The 19,662-nt window shown below is 62.2% G+C and carries 15 protein-coding genes; 5 read left to right on the top strand and 10 right to left on the bottom strand.

Annotated elements, in window-relative coordinates:
• The first annotated feature begins 5 nt into the window (after positions 1–5).
• Positions 6–1,229: an MFS transporter gene (locus tag A9D13_RS03415; RefSeq protein ID WP_156521903.1), complete on the top strand. Its 1,224-nt coding sequence runs from the start codon at positions 6–8 to the stop codon at positions 1,227–1,229.
• Here the strand turns inward: A9D13_RS03415 and A9D13_RS03410 are convergent.
• On the bottom strand, positions 1,221–3,185 hold the full coding sequence (locus tag A9D13_RS03410) for a tetratricopeptide repeat-containing sulfotransferase family protein (protein WP_066770106.1): 1,965 nt from the start codon (positions 3,183–3,185) through the stop codon (positions 1,221–1,223). The two genes, A9D13_RS03415 and A9D13_RS03410, sit on opposite strands and share 9 nt — an antisense overlap.
• Positions 3,186–3,266: 81 nt before the next feature.
• Positions 3,267–5,936, bottom strand: coding sequence for a TonB-dependent receptor (locus A9D13_RS03405; RefSeq protein ID WP_066770103.1), 2,670 nt, complete (start codon positions 5,934–5,936; stop codon positions 3,267–3,269).
• Positions 5,937–6,342: 406 nt separating this feature from the next.
• On the opposite strand from A9D13_RS03405, the gene A9D13_RS03400 reads away from it, so the two are divergent.
• The 3 genes from A9D13_RS03400 (at position 6,343) to A9D13_RS03390 (ending at position 10,704) form a co-directional block, all read left to right on the top strand.
• Positions 6,343–7,908 carry a BCCT family transporter gene (locus A9D13_RS03400; protein WP_066770099.1) on the top strand — a complete coding sequence of 522 codons (1,566 nt, stop codon included), beginning with the start codon at positions 6,343–6,345 and terminating at the stop codon, positions 7,906–7,908.
• Positions 7,909–8,081: 173 nt separating this feature from the next.
• The gene (locus A9D13_RS03395; RefSeq protein ID WP_229665507.1) at positions 8,082–9,431 is read left to right on the top strand and encodes an MFS transporter; all 1,350 of its coding nucleotides are present in this window, start codon (positions 8,082–8,084) and stop codon (positions 9,429–9,431) included.
• A 55-nt stretch (positions 9,432–9,486) separates the two neighbouring features.
• Complete coding sequence (locus A9D13_RS03390) at positions 9,487–10,704, top strand: MFS transporter (RefSeq protein ID WP_229665505.1); 1,218 nt, start codon at positions 9,487–9,489, stop codon at positions 10,702–10,704.
• Positions 10,705–10,711: 7 nt separating this feature from the next.
• Here the strand turns inward: A9D13_RS03390 and trxC are convergent, their stop codons facing one another.
• Together trxC and A9D13_RS03380 are read right to left on the bottom strand one after the other, a co-directional pair.
• Positions 10,712–11,158: a thioredoxin TrxC gene (trxC, locus tag A9D13_RS03385; RefSeq protein ID WP_066770080.1), complete on the bottom strand. Its 447-nt coding sequence runs from the start codon at positions 11,156–11,158 to the stop codon at positions 10,712–10,714.
• Between the two features lie 73 nt (positions 11,159–11,231).
• Positions 11,232–11,438 (bottom strand): hypothetical protein, encoded by a 207-nt coding sequence (locus A9D13_RS03380; RefSeq protein WP_172808086.1) that lies wholly within the window; start codon positions 11,436–11,438, stop codon positions 11,232–11,234.
• A gap of 227 nt (positions 11,439–11,665) precedes the next feature.
• On the opposite strand from A9D13_RS03380, the gene A9D13_RS03375 reads away from it, so the two are divergent.
• A complete protein-coding gene (locus A9D13_RS03375; RefSeq protein WP_229665500.1) occupies positions 11,666–12,934 on the top strand; it encodes a cation:proton antiporter in 1,269 nt (422 codons plus the stop codon).
• A gap of 7 nt (positions 12,935–12,941) precedes the next feature.
• Here the strand turns inward: A9D13_RS03375 and A9D13_RS03370 are convergent, their stop codons facing one another.
• The 6 genes from A9D13_RS03370 to A9D13_RS03345 all read right to left on the bottom strand — a co-directional run bounded on the left by A9D13_RS03370 (position 12,942) and on the right by A9D13_RS03345 (position 19,486).
• On the bottom strand, positions 12,942–13,298 hold the full coding sequence (locus A9D13_RS03370) for a PilZ domain-containing protein (protein ID WP_066770074.1): 357 nt from the start codon (positions 13,296–13,298) through the stop codon (positions 12,942–12,944).
• Positions 13,299–13,432: 134 nt separating this feature from the next.
• A complete protein-coding gene (locus A9D13_RS03365; RefSeq protein WP_066770072.1) occupies positions 13,433–13,732 on the bottom strand; it encodes a polyhydroxyalkanoic acid system family protein in 300 nt (99 codons plus the stop codon).
• A 24-nt stretch (positions 13,733–13,756) separates the two neighbouring features.
• Positions 13,757–14,230, bottom strand: coding sequence for a PaaI family thioesterase (locus A9D13_RS03360; protein WP_229665498.1), 474 nt, complete (start codon positions 14,228–14,230; stop codon positions 13,757–13,759).
• On the bottom strand, positions 14,220–16,010 hold the full coding sequence (locus A9D13_RS03355; RefSeq protein WP_066770070.1) for an acyl-CoA dehydrogenase C-terminal domain-containing protein: 1,791 nt from the start codon (positions 16,008–16,010) through the stop codon (positions 14,220–14,222). The genes A9D13_RS03360 and A9D13_RS03355 overlap by 11 nt, the downstream gene beginning before the upstream one ends.
• Before the next feature lie 24 nt (positions 16,011–16,034).
• The gene (locus tag A9D13_RS03350; RefSeq protein WP_066770068.1) at positions 16,035–18,353 is read right to left on the bottom strand and encodes a 3-hydroxyacyl-CoA dehydrogenase/enoyl-CoA hydratase family protein; all 2,319 of its coding nucleotides are present in this window, start codon (positions 18,351–18,353) and stop codon (positions 16,035–16,037) included.
• Positions 18,353–19,486, bottom strand: a complete 1,134-nt coding sequence (locus A9D13_RS03345) for a thiolase family protein (RefSeq protein WP_066770066.1) — start codon at positions 19,484–19,486, stop codon at positions 18,353–18,355. Before A9D13_RS03345 ends, A9D13_RS03350 begins: the two co-directional genes overlap by 1 nt.
• Between the last annotated feature and the right edge of the window lie 176 nt (positions 19,487–19,662).

The following is a 19,662-nucleotide window of genomic DNA, read 5'->3' as shown; positions in this document are numbered from 1 at the left end:
CCGCCGTGCGTAACCCGGTGATCGATATTCGCGGGCTGTTGTTCGCCGTCCTCGTGCTGATGACGGGCAATGGCTTCATGCCAACGCTTCTGGCCGTCAGGCTGGAAGGGGCAGGCGCAGCCGCGCCGCTGATCGGCGTGATGGCGTCTGCCTATTTCCTCGGCCTTGTCGTCGGATCGATCCGCATGCCGCGGCTTGTGCGAGAGGTCGGGCATATCCGCCTGTTTGCGACGGTGGTGACGGTGCTGTCGGCCAGCACGCTGATCTATGCGTTGTGGCAGAACGTGGCGCTTTGGACGATGCTCCGGCTTGTCGACGGCATGTGCGTTGCCGGTGTGTTCATCTGCATCGAAAGCTGGCTCAACCATCGCGCCGATGCGACGACGCGCGGCAGTATCCTCGCTGCATATATGATCGCGGTCTATGCCGGTCAGGCGGCGGGGCAGTTCCTGCTTAAGCTGGAGGGCGGGCCCATGCTGCCCTTCATCGTGTCATCCGTGCTGGTGTCGCTGTCTGCCGTGCCCGTTCTGCTGACGAAGATCTCCGGCCCGCCAATCCATGAACCCGTGCCGTTTTCGATTTTCGCGCTCTATCGCGCGTCGCCGCTGGGCACGGTTGGCGTGGCGATTACCGGGCTGGTGCTGGGGGCTTTCTATGGCCTTGGCGCGGTGTTTGCGCGTCGGTCGGGCTTTTCCTTTACCGACGTGGCGTTGTTCGTTTCGGTCGTCATTGCCGGAGGGGTGGCGCTCCAATGGCCGCTGGGGCGGCTTTCGGATCGGTTCGATCGGCGGCTTGTCATTACCTTCGTGCTGGCGGGGCTGGCCGTCGTGTCGGTGCTGCTGGCCTTTGCCAGCGGGCGGCTGCCGGTATTGGCGCTGAGCGGGCTGTTTGGCGGGCTGGCGTTCTCACTCTATCCGCTATGCGTCGCCCATGCGAACGACCGACTGACGGTCGAGGAGCAGCTGAGCGCGAGCAGTGTGCTGATCCTCGCCTATTCCGCCGGAGCGGCGGCGGGGCCGTTGCTGGGCTCTGCAGTGATCGCCGGGCTTGGGGCAGGGGGATTGTTCCTGTTCACCGGCGCATTGGGCGCAGGCGGTCTGGCCTTTGCCTTGTGGCGCATGGCGCGGGCCGAGGCCGTGCCCGAGGACGAGCAGCAGCCCTATCAGATCCTGCCGCGCACCACGCCGGTGGCATCGGCGCTCGAACCGGCGTCCGAGACTTCAGACTAGCGGCCCAAGCGCCGTTTTCATTTCGCCAAGCCATGGTTCGAAAGGCTTCCACGCGCCCTGGCCGCTGCGGTTGATCGGGCGGCGGACCTGTTCGGAACTGGCGGTGCGCACGGCGCGATCGGTCTGGTGGAAAGCGAGGCATTGCTCCTCGAACTCCAGCCCGAGGTAATCGAGCATGCGGCGCACCTGTCCCTCCAGATCGTCGAGCACGTCCTCATGGCTCACGCGCAGCACCTTGCCCGGCAGCACGCGGTCCCAATGCTCCATCAGATCGACGTAATCGGCATAATAGCGCCCGATCTCGGTCTGGCCGTAGGTGAATTCCTGTCCCTCTGCGAACAGTTGCTTATAGCCTGAAAAGCAGCAATCCATTGGCGCGCGGCGCGCATCAATGATTTTCGCATTTGGCAGGACCATGTGGATCAGCCCGACATGACGGAAATTGTTCGGCATCTTGTCGATGAAGAAGGGTGCGCCCTGCCGGTGGATGCGCGTGTTCTCAATATAGTCACGGCCGAATTTCTCCCGCTGCTGCGGGGTCAGTCGGTGCAGGACCTGCGGATATTCCGACACCCCGGCGCGCCGTCCACGCAGGCGATGGGCCAGCGCCAGCATGTCCGGCAGTTCCAGGGTTCCGTCTATTTTCGAATGGCTTGCAAGGATTTGTTCAAGCAAGGTCGAGCCGGCACGAGGCAGCCCGACGATGAAGATAGGATCGGGCGCGGCGTGGCCTGAATGCTGGTCATTGGCGAAAAGCTGTGCCGGGCAGGCCTCTTTCTGCCTCGCCAGTTCCTCGCTCATCGCATCGGCGCTGTAGCGGGTCTGCTGGCGCTTAAGCAGATTACCGGTTTCGTAATGGCGGAAGGCGGCTTCGTATTCACCGCGCTCCTCCTGCGCCTTGGCCAGCGCGAAGCTGATGTGCACGCGGTCCATCAGCGCCATGCCGGGCTGATCCAGCGCGGATTGCATGGCGGCAAGATCGGCGTCTTCGAACCTGACCGTCTTCAGATTGGCGAGCGCGTACCAGGCATCGCCCTTCATCGGCTCAGCGGCAATGGCAGAGCGATAGGAGGCGATGGCATCATTCTGTTTGCCATAGGTTTTCAGGGCGTGCCCGCGTGATGTCAGCGTCGCGGCATCGCCGGGAAGTTTCGCCAGTACATCATCGAACAGATCAAAGGCCCGCTCATAATCGCCGGTCTGCATGCTCTCGATGGCGAGGTGCGATGCGAACAGCGGGCTTTCGGGATCGCGGGCGTAAAGCGCCTCGGCCTCTTCGCGCGCCTTGGCGAATTTCTGCCGCTTCCTCAGCGCCTGGATGTAGTCGAGCCGCAGCTGGATATTGTCTGGCTCGAACGCGACCGCGCTTTCCAGCAGAAATTCGGCATCGTCGGTAATGCCGAGCCGGCTGCCAATGTCGGCCAAGAGGCGCATCGCCTCGACATCCTTCGGGCTGCGGCGCAGATAATGGCGGCAGATCTCCTCGGCGCGGATCAGGCGGCCTTCGTGAAGATGGTTCGTCACCGCCAGCAATTCGCGGGGCAGGGTGCGCAGCCTCTCCGCTTGCGCCAGAGCGGCCTGCGCCTCGCCAGCACGCCCGGCTTCGGTCAGGAGTTCCGCCTGCGCCCGCCAGCTTGCCTCAAGCGCGGGGTTGAAACGCACGGCGCGGGCATAGGCGTCGATCGCAGCGTCCAAATGGCCGCGTGCACGCAGCAGGTGCCCCTGTTCCTGCCAGCCGCGTCCATATTCGGGCATGGCGGCATTCAGGCGGTCAAGGAAGCCCTGTGCATCGTCATATCGCTTGAGGTATCGGCAGGCGACGGCGGCGATATAGAGCGCGTCGCTGTCCTCCTCATCCTGAGTCAGCAGGGCCTTTGCCGCCACAAGTCCCTCGGCAAAGCGGGTTTCGCGAAGCGCGTCCTGCGCTGATTTGAGGATGTCGGACCGTTCAGCCATGCCGTCCCTCGTTGCAGAAAAGCGAAGCGGCGGGCAAGCCAACTGGCCTGCCCGCCGCCCTTTTTTGCGGTGTCAGTCCGGTCAGTAGTCGAACTTGACGCGCATGCCGACCGTCAACGGACGGTTGGTGGTGATGCGCGCGCGGTCGTAATTGAAGCTACCCGCGATCTGCGCACGGGTGTCGGACAGGTTCTCGCCAAAGATTTCAGCCGACCACATGTCGCCTGCGATACCGGCAGTCGCGCTAAAGGTGGTGTAGCTGTCGAGCTTCAGGCGGTTGATGCGGATGATGTCGGAATACTTCGACGCCGAATGCGTCATCTGCGGCATCACATGCGCGGTGAGGTTGGAATTGAGATCCCACTCATAGCGCACCCGCAGATTGCCCTGGAACTTCGGCGCATAGGCAAGCTCGTCGCCCTTCACCACGTCGTCGGTCGGGGTCAGCACCTTGGTGATCTTCGTATCGAGGAACGAGAAGGCGCCCGCGACGGTCAGGCCCGGTACCGAATAGGGTGCGAAGGTCAGATCGCCTTCCACGCCCATGATCCGTGCATCGGCCGCATTGTCCGAGAAGAACAGATTGGTGATCGAGGGATCGAAGATCGTGGTCTGCAGGTTCGAGATGTCGACATAGAACGCGCTGCCGTTGAAGCGCACCTGGCGATCGAACAACTCGGTCTTCCAGCCGATCTCGTAGTTCTTGACCTCGTCGGTCTCAAGCTCGAACGGCACGGTGTAACCCGATCCGTTGGTCGCGCCGCCGGGGCGGTTGAGGAGGCCGGGGCGGAAGCCTTCGGAATAGGTGGCATAAAGCATCACGTCCTCGACCGGGGTCAAGGTGACGGTGCCCTTGAGGATCACGCCATCGGTCTTGGCCTTGTCGGGCGCGGACAGGGCGTTGAACACCTGGATCGCCTGAGCTTCGGAAAGACCGGTGGCCATGATGTCATCGACGCTGTCGCCTTCGTTGAAGGTCTGGCGCAGATCGGCATTGCACGAGTTGATGAAAGTGTACTGCCCATCGCCGTTGTAAAGGTCGCTGATGTTGGTGCCGTAGGCATTGGCATCTTCCGCCGCGCCAGAGTTACAGAACGAACCATTGGCGCTGCCGGTGAAATCGACTTCGACATTGTAATAGCGCGCGCCCGCCGTGACGGTCAGCAGGTCAGGAACAACGTCGAAGCTGGCTTCGCCGAAGATGCCGAACTGCTTGTCGGTGCGCTTGATGTCGTTCCGGAAGATCGTGCCATAGGGATAGGCCTCGCGGGTCGACGCCCATGCGGTCGGCTGCGAGTAATTATCCGCGAACGGGCCGAACGGCTCTGCAATCTCGCTGCCGAGATAGTTGAAGTCGTTCCGCTCTTTCAGCGTCAGATCCGAGAAGAAACCGCCCACGGTTGCCCGGATCGGCTCGTAATCGGGGGTGGAAACGCGCAGTTCGTGCGTCATCACCTTGGTCGAACCGGTCGAGGTCACATTGGCGTAAGGCGCCTGACAGGTGCCGCTGGGGGCCGCGTCGCCCGGATAGGTTACCGAACCGTCGCAGATGTAATACGGCAGGTATTGCCCGGCGAACATGTAATCGGTGTAATCGATCTTCTGATCGGTCTGGCGATCGGTATAGGCGCCGGTGTAAACGATATCGAGCATGGCGAGGCGGCCTTCGACCGTCCATGCCGTGTTCGAGAAATCGTCCTCCAGCCGGTCGTCCTGATAACGCTGGATCTCAAGGTCATCGAGGCCGTCGAGTTCCGGATCGGCAAAGAACACGCCGTCCGACTCCACGCTCTGACGCATGTGGGTGACGGTCAGCTTCCAGTCGGCGTTGAATTCATACAGCGCGCCGACGCGGAAACCGGCATATTGCGTGTCGTTGAAATCGTTCTGGACGAGCGGATCGTTGTCAGCCGCGATGAAGTTGACGCCCGACAGGTCCGATGTGCTCTGGAAACCGGCACGCGATGCGCTGACCGGAACGCCATTGGAGCGGACCGTGCCCTCGGGGCGGAAGCGGGCGCTTTCCTCCAGCGTGCGGGTGCCCGCGACATTGTCGACATAGCCGCCCTGATCGTCGAGGAAGCCGACGACGCGCAGCGCCAGCTTGTCCGTCACCGGGAAGTTCAGCATCGCCTCGCCCTTGTAGCTGGCTTCGCCGCCCTTGGTGAAGCTGGTCTCCAGCTTGGCCGATGCGTCGAACCCGGCAAGGCTCGGCTTGTTGGTGATGAGGCGGACGACGCCTGCCTGCGACGATGCACCGAAGAGCGTGCCCTGCGGTCCGCCCAGCACCTCGATACGTTCAAGGTCTGCTGCATAGACGTCGAGGTTGCGGCCCGGCTGCGCCAGCGGCTGTTCGTCGAGATACATCGCGACATTGGGCGCAAGCCCCGCAACGCCTGCCGTAGTCAGGTTCGGCGTGGTGGAGGCGAGACCGCGAATGTAGATCGTGCTCTGCCCCGGGCCCGAACCGCCAGCGGTCACGCTCGGCAGCTGGTCGAGATAGTCGCCAAAGGTGTCGACGCCGAGGTTGTCGAGCTCTTCGGAGCCCAGCGCGTTAACGGCGACCGCGACATCCTGCAGGCTTTCGGTGCGCTTGGTCGCGGTGACGATGATGTCGGCAACACCGCCCTTGCGCGGAGACGTGGCCTGCTGCGCGTCGGCGCCTGAAGCGGGAGCTTCCTGTGCCTGTGCGGTGACGGCCAATGCCATGGAGAGGGCGCCTAGAGACGCGGCGCTACCCAGCTTCAACATGCTATATTTCCTGTTCCCGGGCGTGTTCATGGTCCCAACGCACCTGTCGGCCAGCCCGGGAGGGCGCGCGGCGCGGCGCGGGGAGGGTGGACTTGTAGGAGCGACCGCTTGCGAATGGCTAAGTAAGCGATCTGATAAACGAGGTCCCCACCCCGAATGCCGGGCAGCTAAGGTTCGATGAACGCGATTTCCACCCCCGTATCGGCAAATGGCACCAAAGAATGATAATCGCGTTGCATAAACAGCACACACGCCATATTCGGTTGTTCTATATCCGACACATTCACGGGAAAGACCGACAATTTTTGTCGAATGTGCCATAACAATATAAGATCAAATATGTTCGATAGTAATATTAAATATAGAGCGACTATTGGGCTTGATAAACTTTACGGAGTAAATTGGTTTGGCAAGTCAAGCAGGTGACCCGACAAGTTCGGACGCCAATTTTAAACCCAGCGTCTTTTTTGGCGCGATCGCAGCGATCGGCGGGCTTATCGTTTTCGCGGTCCTCGATTCCGGAACAGCGAGCGAGGATTTCGGCGCCGTCCAGTCCTTTGTTACCCATAATTTCGGTTGGCTTCTGGTACTTACCGCAAACATCATGCTGATATGCTGCGCGTGGCTGGCTTTCACGCGGGCAGGGCACATCAGGCTTGGCGGCACCGATGCAAAGCCGCACTACAGCCTGCCGACATGGTTCGCGATGCTGTTCAGCGCAGGCATGGGAATCGGGCTTTTGTTCTATGGCGTTGCCGAACCGATCACCCATTTCGCCAATCCGCCGTCATCGGCCTTTTCCAATCCCGATGCTGCACTGCCGCGCGGCATTGCCGGCAATGCGCAGCATGCGATGGGGCTGGTGTTTCTGCATTGGGGCCTGCACGCATGGTCGATCTATGCGATCATCGGGCTGGCGCTGGCCTATGTCGCATTCAACCGGAACCGGCCGCTCAGCCTTGGCGCGTTTCTCGAACTCGCTTTCCCGAAGCTGCCGTCCTTTCTTGTCGACCTTATCGACATTCTCGCCATTACCGCCACGGTCTGCGGCGTGGCGGCGTCGCTGGGCTTTGGCGCTTCGCAGATCAATGCCGGGCTCGAACTGCTGCTGGGTGTTCCCGATACCGGCATGGTCAAGGCGATCCTGATCGTCGTCATCACGGCGCTTGCCACGCTGTCGGTGGCGCTGGGCCTCGACAAGGGTATCCGCCGCCTGTCGGAAGTGAACATGGGGCTGGCGGTGATGCTGGCGATCTTCGTGCTGATCGCCGGGCCGACGGTATTCCTGCTCGACGCATTCGTGCAGAACATCGGCTATTACCTTCAGCGTTTCCTGTATCTGTCCACCTGGACCGAAACCTATTCGCGCGGTGACTGGCAGAGCAACTGGACGATCTTCTATTATGCGTGGTGGGTCAGCTGGTCGCCCTTTGTCGGCATCTTCATCGCCCGCATCTCCTATGGCCGGACGATCCGCGAATTCATTGCCGGCGTGCTGCTGGTGCCCACACTCTTCACCTTCGCGTGGATGACCATCTTCGGCGATAGCGCGCTATATATCGAGCTGTTCGGCGCAGGCGGCCTGTCCGAAGCGGTTCAGCAATCCATGCCCGATGCGCTGTTCGCCTTCCTCGCGCACTATCCGCTTTCGCAGCTTTTCAGCGGCCTTGCCGTCGTCATCATCGCGACTTTCTTCGTGACCTCTGCCGATTCCGGCGCGCTGGTGACCGCGATGATCGCATCGGGTGGGCATCATCATGCAGGCTTCGTGCCGCGCGTCACATGGGCGATCGCGATCGGTGTGTTGGCCGGCGCGTTGCTTTGGTCCGGCGGTCTGGGTGCGCTACAAACCGCAGCCATCGTCACGGGTCTGCCATTCGCGCTGGTGTTGCTGTCGATGACATGGGGTCTGCTGCGGCTTGTCGCGGAAGAAAAGCCGACCAAGCAGGAAGTCCTCGACATGGGCAAGTAAACATGCCGGAACCCGCCCCTGTCCGGCGGTGTTCGGGCAGGGCATCCGGCGTCTGGAGCCGTTAACGACGGAGCATCGCCATCGCATCTTCATCCGGTCCCGCCAGTTCGATCCAATCCAATTCAATCCACCACCGCCTCGATCGCCTGCCGTGGAGCCGATTCCACTGGCTGGTGGTCATCGGTCTTGGCATCACCTGGATCCTTGATGGGCTGGAAGTCACCATTGCCGGTTCCGTGGCAGGTGCGTTGCGCGAAAGCCCGGTGTTGCAATTCAGTGCTTCAGATGTGGGGCTGGCCAATTCGGCCTATCTGGTTGGCGCGGTGCTGGGGGCGCTGTTTTTCGGCTGGTTGACCGATCGCTGGGGGCGCAAAAAGCTCTTTTCGATCACGCTGGGCCTGTATCTGCTGGCAACGGCGGGCACTGCCTTCAGCTGGGACCTTACCAGCTTTGCCACGATGCGCTTTCTGACAGGCGCGGGTATCGGCGGTGAATATTCCGCCATCAATTCCGCTATACAGGAACTGATCCCCGCTCGCCGCAGGGGCTGGACCGATCTTGCCATCAACGGCAGCTTTTGGGTGGGTGCCGCGCTTGCCAGCGGGGCCTCTCTGCTGCTGCTCAATCCCGCGATCATCGACCCGGAAATCGGCTGGCGCATTGCCTTTTTCGGCGGCGCGGCGATCGGCCTCGTCATTCTTGGCCTGCGTCGCTTCCTGCCCGAAAGCCCGCGCTGGCTGGCAACCCATGGGCGGGAGGACGAGGCCGAACAGGTAATCGAGAGCATCGAGCAGCGCATAATGGATGAAGGGCATCACCTGCCCGATCCGCCCCAGGCAGGTTCCCATATCAATCCACGCCGCGCGACCCCGCTGGGCGAGGTATTCATCACGCTCTTGCGCGTCTATCCGCGCCGCACCGCATTCTGCATCATGCTGATGGCGGCGCAGGCTTTCTTCTACAACGCGATCTTCTTTACCTATGCCATGATGCTTACCGATTTTTATGGCATCGCATCGGGCGCGGTGGGGTTATATATCCTGCCGTTTGCCGCCGGAAACGTTCTGGGGCCGCTGCTGCTGGGGCGGCTGTTCGACAGCTGGGGGCGGCGTCCCATGATCATGCTGACCTATGCGATGTCGGGCATATTGCTGATCGCGACGGGGCTTTTGTTCAAGGCAGGCCTCCTCACCGCCACAACGCAGACATTGTGCTGGAGCGTGACCTTTTTCTTCGCATCCGCTGCTGCCAGTGCGGCCTATCTGACCGCGGCGGAGAGTTTTCCGCTGGAGATCAGGGCGCTGGCCATCGCGATATTCTATGCCCTGGGAACATTGCTGGGGGCCGCGGCGCCATGGTTTTTCAGCCATCTGATTGAGAGCGGCTCGCGCGGGCAGGTGCTGATCGGCTATCTGGTCGGGGCGGGGCTGATGATCGCGGCGGCCATCGCGGCCTTTTTCTTCGGCATCGCGGCCGAACGAAAATCGCTTGAGGATGTCGCCCGGCCTCTAAGCTGGGATTGAGCGCGAAGGGCAAATTCAGTTGGTGAGGGCGGGGCCATCGTCTAACGCTCGCGGCATGGAGAGTGATGACGGGCACGGCGCAATTCGCGGCGCGATGACGGGTGGCAGGCAAAGCGTGCGCTTTCTTGCGCTCTATGCGCTTGCGGCGGCGGGAGGCTCGGTGTCCTATGCCCCCTTTCTCAGCCTGTTGTTTCCCGCGCGGGTTGCTGCCGAATGGGGCGATCAGGGACTTCAGGTCCTCTCGCTCACCGCTTTCGTTGGCGCGATTTCGGCCAGTCTTGCCAATATCGCGTTCGGCTGGCTCAGCGATCGCACGGGCGGGCGGCGCGGGTGGATCTTTGCCGGGGTCATTCTGTCTGGCATCCTGCTGGTTGCAATCCAGATGGTGCAGGATCTTACCGCCATCATCGCGATGATCGTGATCTGGCAGGTGGCGCTCAACATGATGCTCGCTCCGCTGGCCGCATGGGCAGGCGATTGCGTCCCGCATGAACAGAAGGGCACGCTGGGCGGGCTATTGTCCATGTCGCCCGCGATGGGGGCGGTCATGGGGGCGATCGCGACGGTGCCGGGCTTCCTTTCTGTTGAGATGCGGCCCGCGTTCATCGCTGCCTGCGTCGCGGTCATGGTGCTGCCGGTGGTGTTGCTTGGCCGCCCGCGCCCGATGCCGCAGCTGATGATCGACCTGCCCGAGGACGAGCGGATGAGCGATGGCCACTCGCACACGCAGGTCGTGCGCATGTGGATCGCGCGCCTTCTGGTCCAGATCGCGGAGGCGGCCTTGTTCGCTTTTCAGCTGTTCTGGTTCCGCAGCATTGCCGAGGATTTCACCGAAAACGACACCGCGCTTGTCTTTGTCCTCGTGCTATCGGGGTCGGTGCCGATGGCGCTGTTGGCGGGGCGATGGTCGGACAGGATCCGCCGCCCGGTACTGCCACTGGAAATCGCTGCAGGCTGCAGCGCTGTCGGGCTCCTGTTCATGGGTCTGTCGGCAGACATCATGTCGGGCGTTATCAGCTATGTTTTCTTCGGCATTTCGAGCGGGGTCTTCCTCGCTCTCCATTCCAGCCAGACGTTGCGGGTTCTGCCACGGCCTTCGACGCGCGGGCGCGATCTGGGCCTGTTCAACCTGACCAACACCGTGCCATCGCTGATCATGCCATGGTTGGCATTGGCTCTGGTGCCCGTATTCGGTTTCGACGCCCTGTTCCTGGTGCTAGGCGGCCTGTGTGCGCTCGCCTGCCTGCTGCTGCTGACGATGCGAAGGCTTTAAAGCGGGGTCAGCCGCCCACCGACTGCCGCGCCCACTGCACGATGACATTGGGCGGCATGACGCCGGACTGGCGGGCAATCTCCCGCCCTTTGCGCAGCAGGATCATGGTCGGGATGGACCGGATGCCATAGCGCCCCGCAATGGCCTGCTCCGCTTCTGTGTCCAGCTTGCCAAGGCGCATGTGCGGTTCAAGCTGGGTTGCCGCGGCGGCGAAGGCGGGGGCCATCTGACGGCATGGGCCGCACCAGCTGGCCCAGAAATCGACGAGCAGCGGCAGATCGCCCTTCGCCGCATGGGCGTCGAAACTGGCGGTGGTGAGATCGAGCGGCTTGCCCGTGAACAAGGGCGAGCCGCATTTGCCGCACGTGCCGCCTGCACCCAGCCTGGCCACAGGCACACGGTTCAGTGCAGTGCATGACGGGCAGACGACGATGCGGCTTTCGGTGGTGGTCATTTCACGCTCTTTGTGGCCATGCGACCGATATGGAGAGCGCGCCTCAGGCGATCAAGCCGGATGAATGTCGACCCTATCGCGCAAAGCGCGCATCGGCCCGCCATTCGGCGAACAGCAATACGTGGCAAAGCAGGCCGATGACAGCCATCAGCCCCAGCACGCCCATGTCCGCATCGACACGCTTCATCGCTTCAAGGATCATCGCAAAGGCGAATTGTCCGGCGGCCAGATAGGCCAGGGCTTTGAGGGTGCGGCGCAGGTTTTCGTACATGAGCGACAATGCTCCGGTTTTTGGGGGTAAAACGATCCGCTGTTCGCACTAGCAGCAAAAAATGAACATCACCCAAAGATCAGCCTATTAATCCCCTCATATCGGATCAGCCGTGCTGGTGTGGCGACAGGACGCGGCCGGGTTCGGGAACCGATCTAGAAATGCGTGCCTGGCAAGGGGCTTCTCGGCCCGGATACCCCTCTTGCGCCTCAGATGCGTGTTGCAGGGGCGGGGCGGTGACCTATCTCGGCGCCATGCATGAAACCGCCGCGTCTCTGTCCGCATTCGATATCGCCGCCATCCTTGTCGTTGCGACCGCAGTATTCGGCTGGTTCAACCACCATTTCCTGAAGCTGCCCCATGTCATAGGGCTGACGGTCATCGGGGCGGTCACGGCGATCGGCGTGCTCCTGCTCAATTCCTTCGTTCCCGCGATTACGCTGGACGATAAGGTGGCAAGGCTGCTCGGCGAGCTGAATTTCACCGACACGCTTTTGCAAGGGATGCTGAGCTTCCTGCTGTTTGCCGGCGCTCTTCACGTCGATCTCAAGCGGCTGCGCGCAGACTGGCTGCCCGTGCTGCTGCTCTCCACTATCGGCGTGCTTATTTCGACCGTGGCTGTCAGCTTGGGTGCATGGGGCGTGGGGCTGCTGATCGGTATCGATATCGCACCCATCTGGTATTTCGTTTTCGGCGCGCTAATCGCGCCGACCGATCCGGTCTCGGTCCTCGGCGTGCTGAAAGAAGAAAAGGTGGATGAAGGGCTGCAGGCATCGGTCGCGGGGGAAAGTCTGTTCAACGACGGCGTGGGCATCGTCGTATTTACCATGCTGCTGGGCGTTGCCGTCACCGGCAAGGACTTCACGATCGCCGAAGGGCTGGAGATGTTCGCACTTGAAGCGGGCGGCGGCATATTGATCGGGCTGGCCTGCGGCTATGTCGCGTTTCGCGCGATGCGATCGATGGATGAATATGCGCTCGAGGTGATGATCACGCTCGCCGTGGTGATGGGCGGTTATGCACTGTGTTCATACCTCCATGTCTCGGGCCCGCTGGCCATGGCGATGGCGGGGCTGCTGATCGGCAATCAGGGCATGGCCTATGCGATGAGCGACACAACGCGCGATTATGTCGTCAAGTTCTGGGAGCTGGTCGACGACCTTCTGAATTCAGTCCTGTTCCTGCTGATCGGGCTGGAGATGATCGCGCTGGTGCCGGGGATCAGCCATGCGCTCATGGCCCTCGCGGCCATCCCGGTCACGCTGCTCGCCCGCGCATTGTCGGTGTGGATCTCCACCCGCATCGTGCCTGCGGCCAAGCCCAAGGCCCAAGGTGCGGGCAGAGTGCTGTGGTGGGGCGGACTGCGCGGCGGCATCTCGATTGCGCTGGCGCTGTCCTTGCCAGAAGGGGCGACGCGCAACCTGCTGCTGGCAGCCACGTTCGGGGCGGTATTGTTCAGCGTGCTGGTCCAGCGTTCGACGCTCAGCCATTTCATCAAGCGGTAAGGGCGTTTCAGACGCGCAAGACCATCGGCTGGCGCGGGCGATGAATGCCATGCGGTCCGGCAAACGGGTCCGGCATGCCGCGCAGGTCGGACAGCAGCCGGTGGAACACCGATTGCATGAGGGGCAGGTCGAACTGAAGCCCCGCCGCCTCGCCCTTTCTGACCCATCGGACCGTGGCGGGCAGGGGAGCAAGATCGCAAATCGTGACCCTTATCCGATCGCCGCAGCGCAGGCTTCTCGGGATACAGGTCAGCAGGCACCCGCCCGCCGTAAGATCCTCTATCAGGACCGGCCATGCGACGCCCGCCCGCGTGCGAAAGCGACACAGGGCCTCGACAACTTCCCTGTTCTCACGCGCTTTCATCGGCTTACCGTCTATCGGGATTGACGCATAAGCCTCTGCCAGCCCGGAATTTGAGCGCGGTTAACGCAAAATCCCGTTTGTTTTCGTGGTCTTGGGCGAGGATGCTGTTAACCATCCCCGCCGCGCCACCGCCTTCAGCCGCTGGCGAGCATCTTTTCCGCACTGAGCCGGACGAAATCGCCGATCTGCCCCGACATCATCTTGAGGAAGGGCGGAATGGTGACATGAGTGTCGAGCCGGTCGTCCAGCACATGGATTATCACCGGCACCTTTTGCCCCATTGCCTTGATCTCCATCGCAAGTTCGGTTTCGGTCTTCCATTCGGCATCCAGCGATCCGCCGCCGGGGATATGCTGTTCCAGCTTGGGCAGGCCATTCTCGATCCGGCGGCGCGCTTCTGCAGCGCCAAGGTCGTGGGGTATCTCGATATCCATTGATTAGCTCCTCAGACGCCGATGTCAGCCGCTGTTGGCCTGCTTGCGATCGGTCAGCAGCAAGGTCGATGTCGCGCTGGCATAGATGCGATCGTTCTCGTCCACCAGCCTTGCTTCGGTGTGGGCGACGCGGCGGCCCATGCTGACCACCGTGCCGATCGCGCGCACCTTGCCCGTCGCGTCGTGCATCGGCGCGTGATAGCTGACCTTCAGCTCCAGCGTGATGCAGGCGGTCGGTACCTTCGTCGCAGAGTTGGCGGCCAGCCCGCAGGCACTGTCGAGCAATGTCGCCGCATAGCCGCCATGCACGATGCCCAGCGGATTGTAGTGTGATGCGCTGGGCGTGCCGGTAAATACGACACGCCCCTCGCTCACCTCGGCCAGATCGAGGCCAAGAAGGTCCATCATAGGCGGCTTGATGCCGCGCGCGATCATGGCCCTGATCTCGTCCAGACCATTCATGGCCGCCTGTTCGCTGGGCGCTGCCTCAGAACTCATCGTCGGCCAGCGCCATCATCGATTTCTTGCCCGACTTGATGGCAAGGAAACTGGCCGTCGCCTGCGGCAGGATGCGTTCGAAGTAGAAAGTCGCGGTCTTGATCTTCGCTTCGTAAAAAGCCTTGTCCTCGGTCCCGAAGAACAGTTGCAGCCCCGCTACCTTGGTCGCCTTGGCAAAGCAGTAGCCCATGGCGACAAGACCCATGAGGCGCAGGTAATCGGTCGCGGCTGCGCCCGCTTCTTCCGGATCGGCAAGGCCCTTTTGCGCGATGGTCGCGGTCGAAAGCTGCAGTGCGCCAAATGCGCGCTCCAGTCCCTCGATCATCTTTTCCATCGGGCCATCGCCCTTGCTCTCCTCGATAAACTCGGAGACCGGGTGGAAGAAGCTGCGCAGGTTGCGCCCGAAATGAGCGCCCATCTTGCGCCCGACAAGATCGAGTGCCTGAATGCCGTTGGTGCCTTCATAGATCTGGCAGATACGGGCATCGCGGGCATATTGCTCCACCCCGCTTTCGCGGATGTAGCCGTGGCCGCCATAGACCTGCACCGCCAGATTCGCGCTCTCACTGGCGAGGTCGGTGAAAAGCGCCTTCACAACCGGCGTCATCAGCGCAGTGAAGTCCTCCGCTTTCGCGCGCACATCCGCGTCGGGCGAATGCTTCTGCGCATCCAATGCGCGCGACACCCATGCCGAGAGCATGCGGCACCCCTCGTTATAGGCGCGCATCGTCATCAGCATGCGGCGCACATCGGGGTGGACGATGATCGGATCGGCGGCCTTCTCGGGATATTTCGTGCCCGACAGGCTGCGGCCCTGCACGCGGTCCTTCGCGTACCAGACGGCGGACTGATAGGCCGCTTCGCCGACGCCCAGGCCCTGGATGCCTACCGAGACGCGCTCGGTGTTCATCATCGTGAACATAGCGGCCATGCCCTTGTTCGGCTCACCCACCAGCCAGCCGGTGGACCCGTCGAAATTCATCTGGCAGGTGGCAGATGCCTTCAGGCCCATCTTATGCTCGATCGCCGCGCAATTGACGCCATTGGCATCGCCCGGTTCAAAATCCGCGTTCGGCAGGAATTTCGGCACGAGGAAAAGGCTGATGCCTTTCACGCCCTTGGGCGCGTCCGGCATGCGTGCCAGCACGAGGTGAACGATGTTCGGCGTCAAATCATGATCGCCCGAAGAAATGAAGATCTTCGAGCCCGTGATCTTGAAACTGCCATCCTCCTGCGGCTCCGCTTTTGTGCGCAGCATGCCGAGGTCGGTGCCGCAATGCGGTTCGGTCAGGCACATGGTGCCGGCCCATTCGCCGCTCACCATCTTGGGCAGCCATTTCTGCTTCAGCTCGTCCGAGCCATGACCCTCGATCGCGGTGGTGCCGCCATGGGTCAGGCCGGGATAGAGGCTGAATGACAGGTTGGCCGAACAGATCATCTCCTCGACCAGCTTGTTCACCGCCTCGGGCAGGCCCTGTCCGCCCCATTCGGGATCGGAGGCGAGGGCGGCCCAGCCTGCTTCGGTGAACTGGTCATAGGCTTCCCTGAAGCCCTTGGGCGTACGGACGGCACCATTTTCATGGGTGCAGCCTTCCTCGTCGCCCGAACGGTTCAGCGGCAACAGCACCTCGCGGCAGAACTTGCTTGCTTCTTCGAGGATGGCGTCGGTCAGGTCGGGGGTGAACTCCTCGAAAGCGGGGAGATCGCCAAAGCCGTCGTCATTGTGCAGCTCGTTCAAGACAAAGCGCATGTCGCGCAGCGGAGCATCATAGACTTGCATGTTCTTATCCTCTCTGGCGCGTGATCAGTTGCGGAGCGGCTTGCCGGTTTCGAGCATGTGCTCGACCCGGGCCTGCGTGCGCGGGTCATGGACCCGTTCCATGAACGCCTTGCGCTCCAGCGCCAGCATGTCCTCTTCGGTCACGGTGTCGGTGATGTCGGCATCGCCGCCGGTCAGCACTTCGGCCAGGGCTTCGGACACGACCACGTCGTAATCGGTCGCCTTGCCCTGCTTGTGGAAGGTCTCCACCGCCAGCATCAGCGCAGCCTTGCCGCTGGGGCCGGGCAGGGTGAATTCGGGCGGCTCGGGCGGGCTATAGCCATCGACCAGCGACAGCGCCTTTGCCTTGGCATCGGCCAGCAGACGGTCGCGGTTCATGGTGATGCCGTCGCTTGCGCGCAGGAAGCCATAGCCCTGCGCTTCGGCAGCCGATTTCGCGACCGTGGCGGTCGAGACGATCTCGAACACCTTGGCGACCGCGGGCATCGGTCCCTGCGGTCGCTTTGGCATTTTCTTCCAGCGGTCCACCATTTCACCGCAGCCGCCCCAGCCGGGGACGAGGCCGACGCCGCATTCGACAAGGCCGACATAGCTTTCGGCATGCGCCTGGATCGCATCGGAATGGAGCAGGATCTCACACCCGCCGCCCAGCGCCATCCCGGCCGGAGCCGACACGACAGGGAAGGGGGCGTATTTCAGCGCCTTGTACGCTTCCTGCCCACCCTTAACGAGCTTCTCGATCTCGCTCCATGCCGCGATATTCAGCGCGAACATGGCAAGGCCGAGATTGGCGCCGGCGGAGAAATTGCTGCCTTCGTTATAGACGACCAGCGCCTTGAACTTTTCCGCCACCAGCGGAACGGCCTTGCCGATCAGCTTCATGACTTCGCCATCGAGCGCATTCATCTTGCCAGTGAATTCGAGGCAGGCGACGCCATCGCCCACATCCCACAAAGCGGCGGAAGCGTTCTTGATGATCGGCTCGGCACCCAGTTTCACATCCGCCAGCATCAGAACGCCGTCGGCACGCACCACATCGTGATATTCGCCATCAAGGCCAAGATACTGCCGCGTGCCGCCTTCCACCCGGTAGAACGGGCGGTCGCCTGCGGTCTTCAGGATGGCGGGCACATCGCGGCCTTCGGCTTCCAGCCGCTCGGCAAGCTTACCGGGGCCGAGCCGGTCGATCAGTTCGAACGGACCATATTTCCAGTTGTAGCCAAGCTTCATCGCATCATCGATGGCGACGATGTCGTCAGCCGCTTTGCCCACCAGCATGGCGGAATAGCTCAGCACCTTGCCGAGAACTTCCCATGCAAAGGGGCCGACCTTGCCGGACGCGGTGGTCAGCGCATGCAAATCGCCTTCCGCGCGCGGCGGGAGGCGTTCAGGCTTGATGGGGTCGCGGTATTCGCCGGTGTTGAGGTCGATGCCGCGCTTCGTTCGCGTCTTTTTGTCGAAGGCGTAGAAGCCCGACCCGGCCTTGCGGCCCGTGCGGCCCTCGGCGATCATCCGGTCGATCAGCGGCAGGTCGCGCACCGTGTCGAAATAAGGGTCGCCCTCCGGAAGATTCTGCGTGAGGCTCTGCGAGAGCAGCGGCATCAAATCGACACCGACAAGGTCGATGAGGCCGAAAATGCCGGTCTTGGGAATGCCCATCGGACGCCCGCCGATCTGATCGGCTTCCTCGATGGTCAGGCCCTGGTCCATCGCCGCATTGATCGCCACCGCCAGCCAGTATGTGCCGATGCGATTGGCGATGAAGCCGGGTGTGTCCTTGGTCGGCACGACGCGCTTGCCGAGCTTGCGGTCGACGAAATCCTCGACCCTGTCAGCAACGGCGCTGTCGGTGTGCGGCCCACGCACGATTTCGATCAGCCGCATATAGCGCGGCGGATTGAAGAAATGCGTGATGAGGAAGTCGCTGCGGAACTGTTCGCTGCGGCCCTCGACCAGCTTTTCGAGCGGGATCGTGGACGTGTTCGACGACACCGCCGTGCCGGGGCGCTTCAGCTCTTCCAGCTTCGCATAAAGCGACTGCTTGATATCGAGCCTTTCGACAATCGCCTCGATCACCCAGTCGCATTCGGCTACGCGGGACAAATGATCGTCGATATTGCCGGTCTCGACCAGCTTGGCCGCCTGCTTCGACATGAAGGGAGCGGGGTCGGTCTTGAGCATTTTTGCGACCGCGCCCTTGGCTACTGCATCGCGGTCGGAACCTTCCTTGGGCAGGATGTCTAGCAGCAGCACCGGGATGCCGGCATTGGCAACCTGCGCCGCAATGCCCGCACCCATCGTGCCCGCGCCGATCACGCAGACTTTCTGGATTGCGTCAGTCATTACACAGCCTCCAGTACCGTGGCGATGCCCTGACCGCCGCCGATGCACTGAGTGGCGAGAGCATATTTCCCGCCCTCGCGCCTCAGCAGCGATGCGGCCTTGCCGACGATGCGCGCACCGGTCGCGCCAAGCGGGTGGCCGATCGCGATGGCGCCGCCGTCGATGTTGATCTTCGCTACATCAAGGCCAAGGTCGCGGATCGATGCCAGCGACTGGCTGGAAAAAGCCTCGTTCAATTCGACCACGTCAAGCTGGTCGGCGGTGATCCCGGCGCGCTCCAGGGCCTTGCGGCTCGACTGGATCGGGCCAAGGCCCATGACCGAAGGTTCGCAGCCCGAAATCGCGACCGACTTGATGCGCGCATAGATGGTGAGACCTTGCTCCTTGGCGTAGTCCTCGCTCGTCACCAGAACAGCGCTGGCGCCATCGGTGAGGGGGGAGGCGGTACCTGCCGTTACCGTCCCGGCGGCATCGAAGGCCGGCTTCAACCCGGCCAGCGTTTCCGCCGTTGTGCCGGGGCGAGGAGTGCCGTCCTTGTCGACAACGCCGTCCTTGGTCTTGATTGGGATAATCTCGTCATCGAAGTGACCGGCGGCCACGGCTGCCGCGGCCTTTTCCTGGCTCTTAACGGCGAAGGCTTCCTGCGCCTCCCGGCTGATCTCGTATTGCTTCGCCACGTTTTCCGCCGTCTCGCCCATGCTCATGTAAGCGGCGCTCTTTTCGGCAAGTTTCGGATTCGGCATCGGGTTGAAGCCGGTCATTGGCACGCGGCTCATGCTCTCGATCCCGGCGCAGATGAAGGCTTCGCCCGCGCCCAGCTGAATCTGCCCTGCGGCGTAATGGATCGCGCTCATCGACGAACCGCAGAAACGGTTCACGGTCATGCCGCCGACCGAAAGCGGCAGATCGGCCAGCAGGCCGACAAGGCGTGCAATGTTGAAGCCCTGCTCACCCTCGGGAAAGGCGCATCCCATCACGATATCCTCGACGGTTTCGGCTTTCACGCCGGTGCGATCGACAAGGCCGCGAATGGTCTGGGCAGCAAGATCATCGGGTCGGACCCGCGCAAGCGCGCCCTTGCCTGCAAGGGTGAAGGGTGAACGGGCATAACCCGCGATGACGACATTACGCATGAATATGGACCTCTCCGGTTCAGCTCGGGAATCAGTTATTTCCCTTAAGGTATTCCAAATGACCTATACGTCAAGCGGTGTTGAAGCGTTCTATTATCCCAACGAGCGAAGCGCACTTGGGTTGCGCTTGAATTTGCGCCGGATCGTGCAGCCGGAACGATTAAGAGACCACGGTG

The sequence above is a fragment of the Croceicoccus mobilis genome (assembly GCF_001661965.1).
Lineage (GTDB): Bacteria > Pseudomonadota > Alphaproteobacteria > Sphingomonadales > Sphingomonadaceae > Croceicoccus > Croceicoccus mobilis.
The sequence above is the reverse complement of the archived record's forward strand: the minus strand, read 5'-3'. Positions and strand labels throughout refer to the sequence as shown.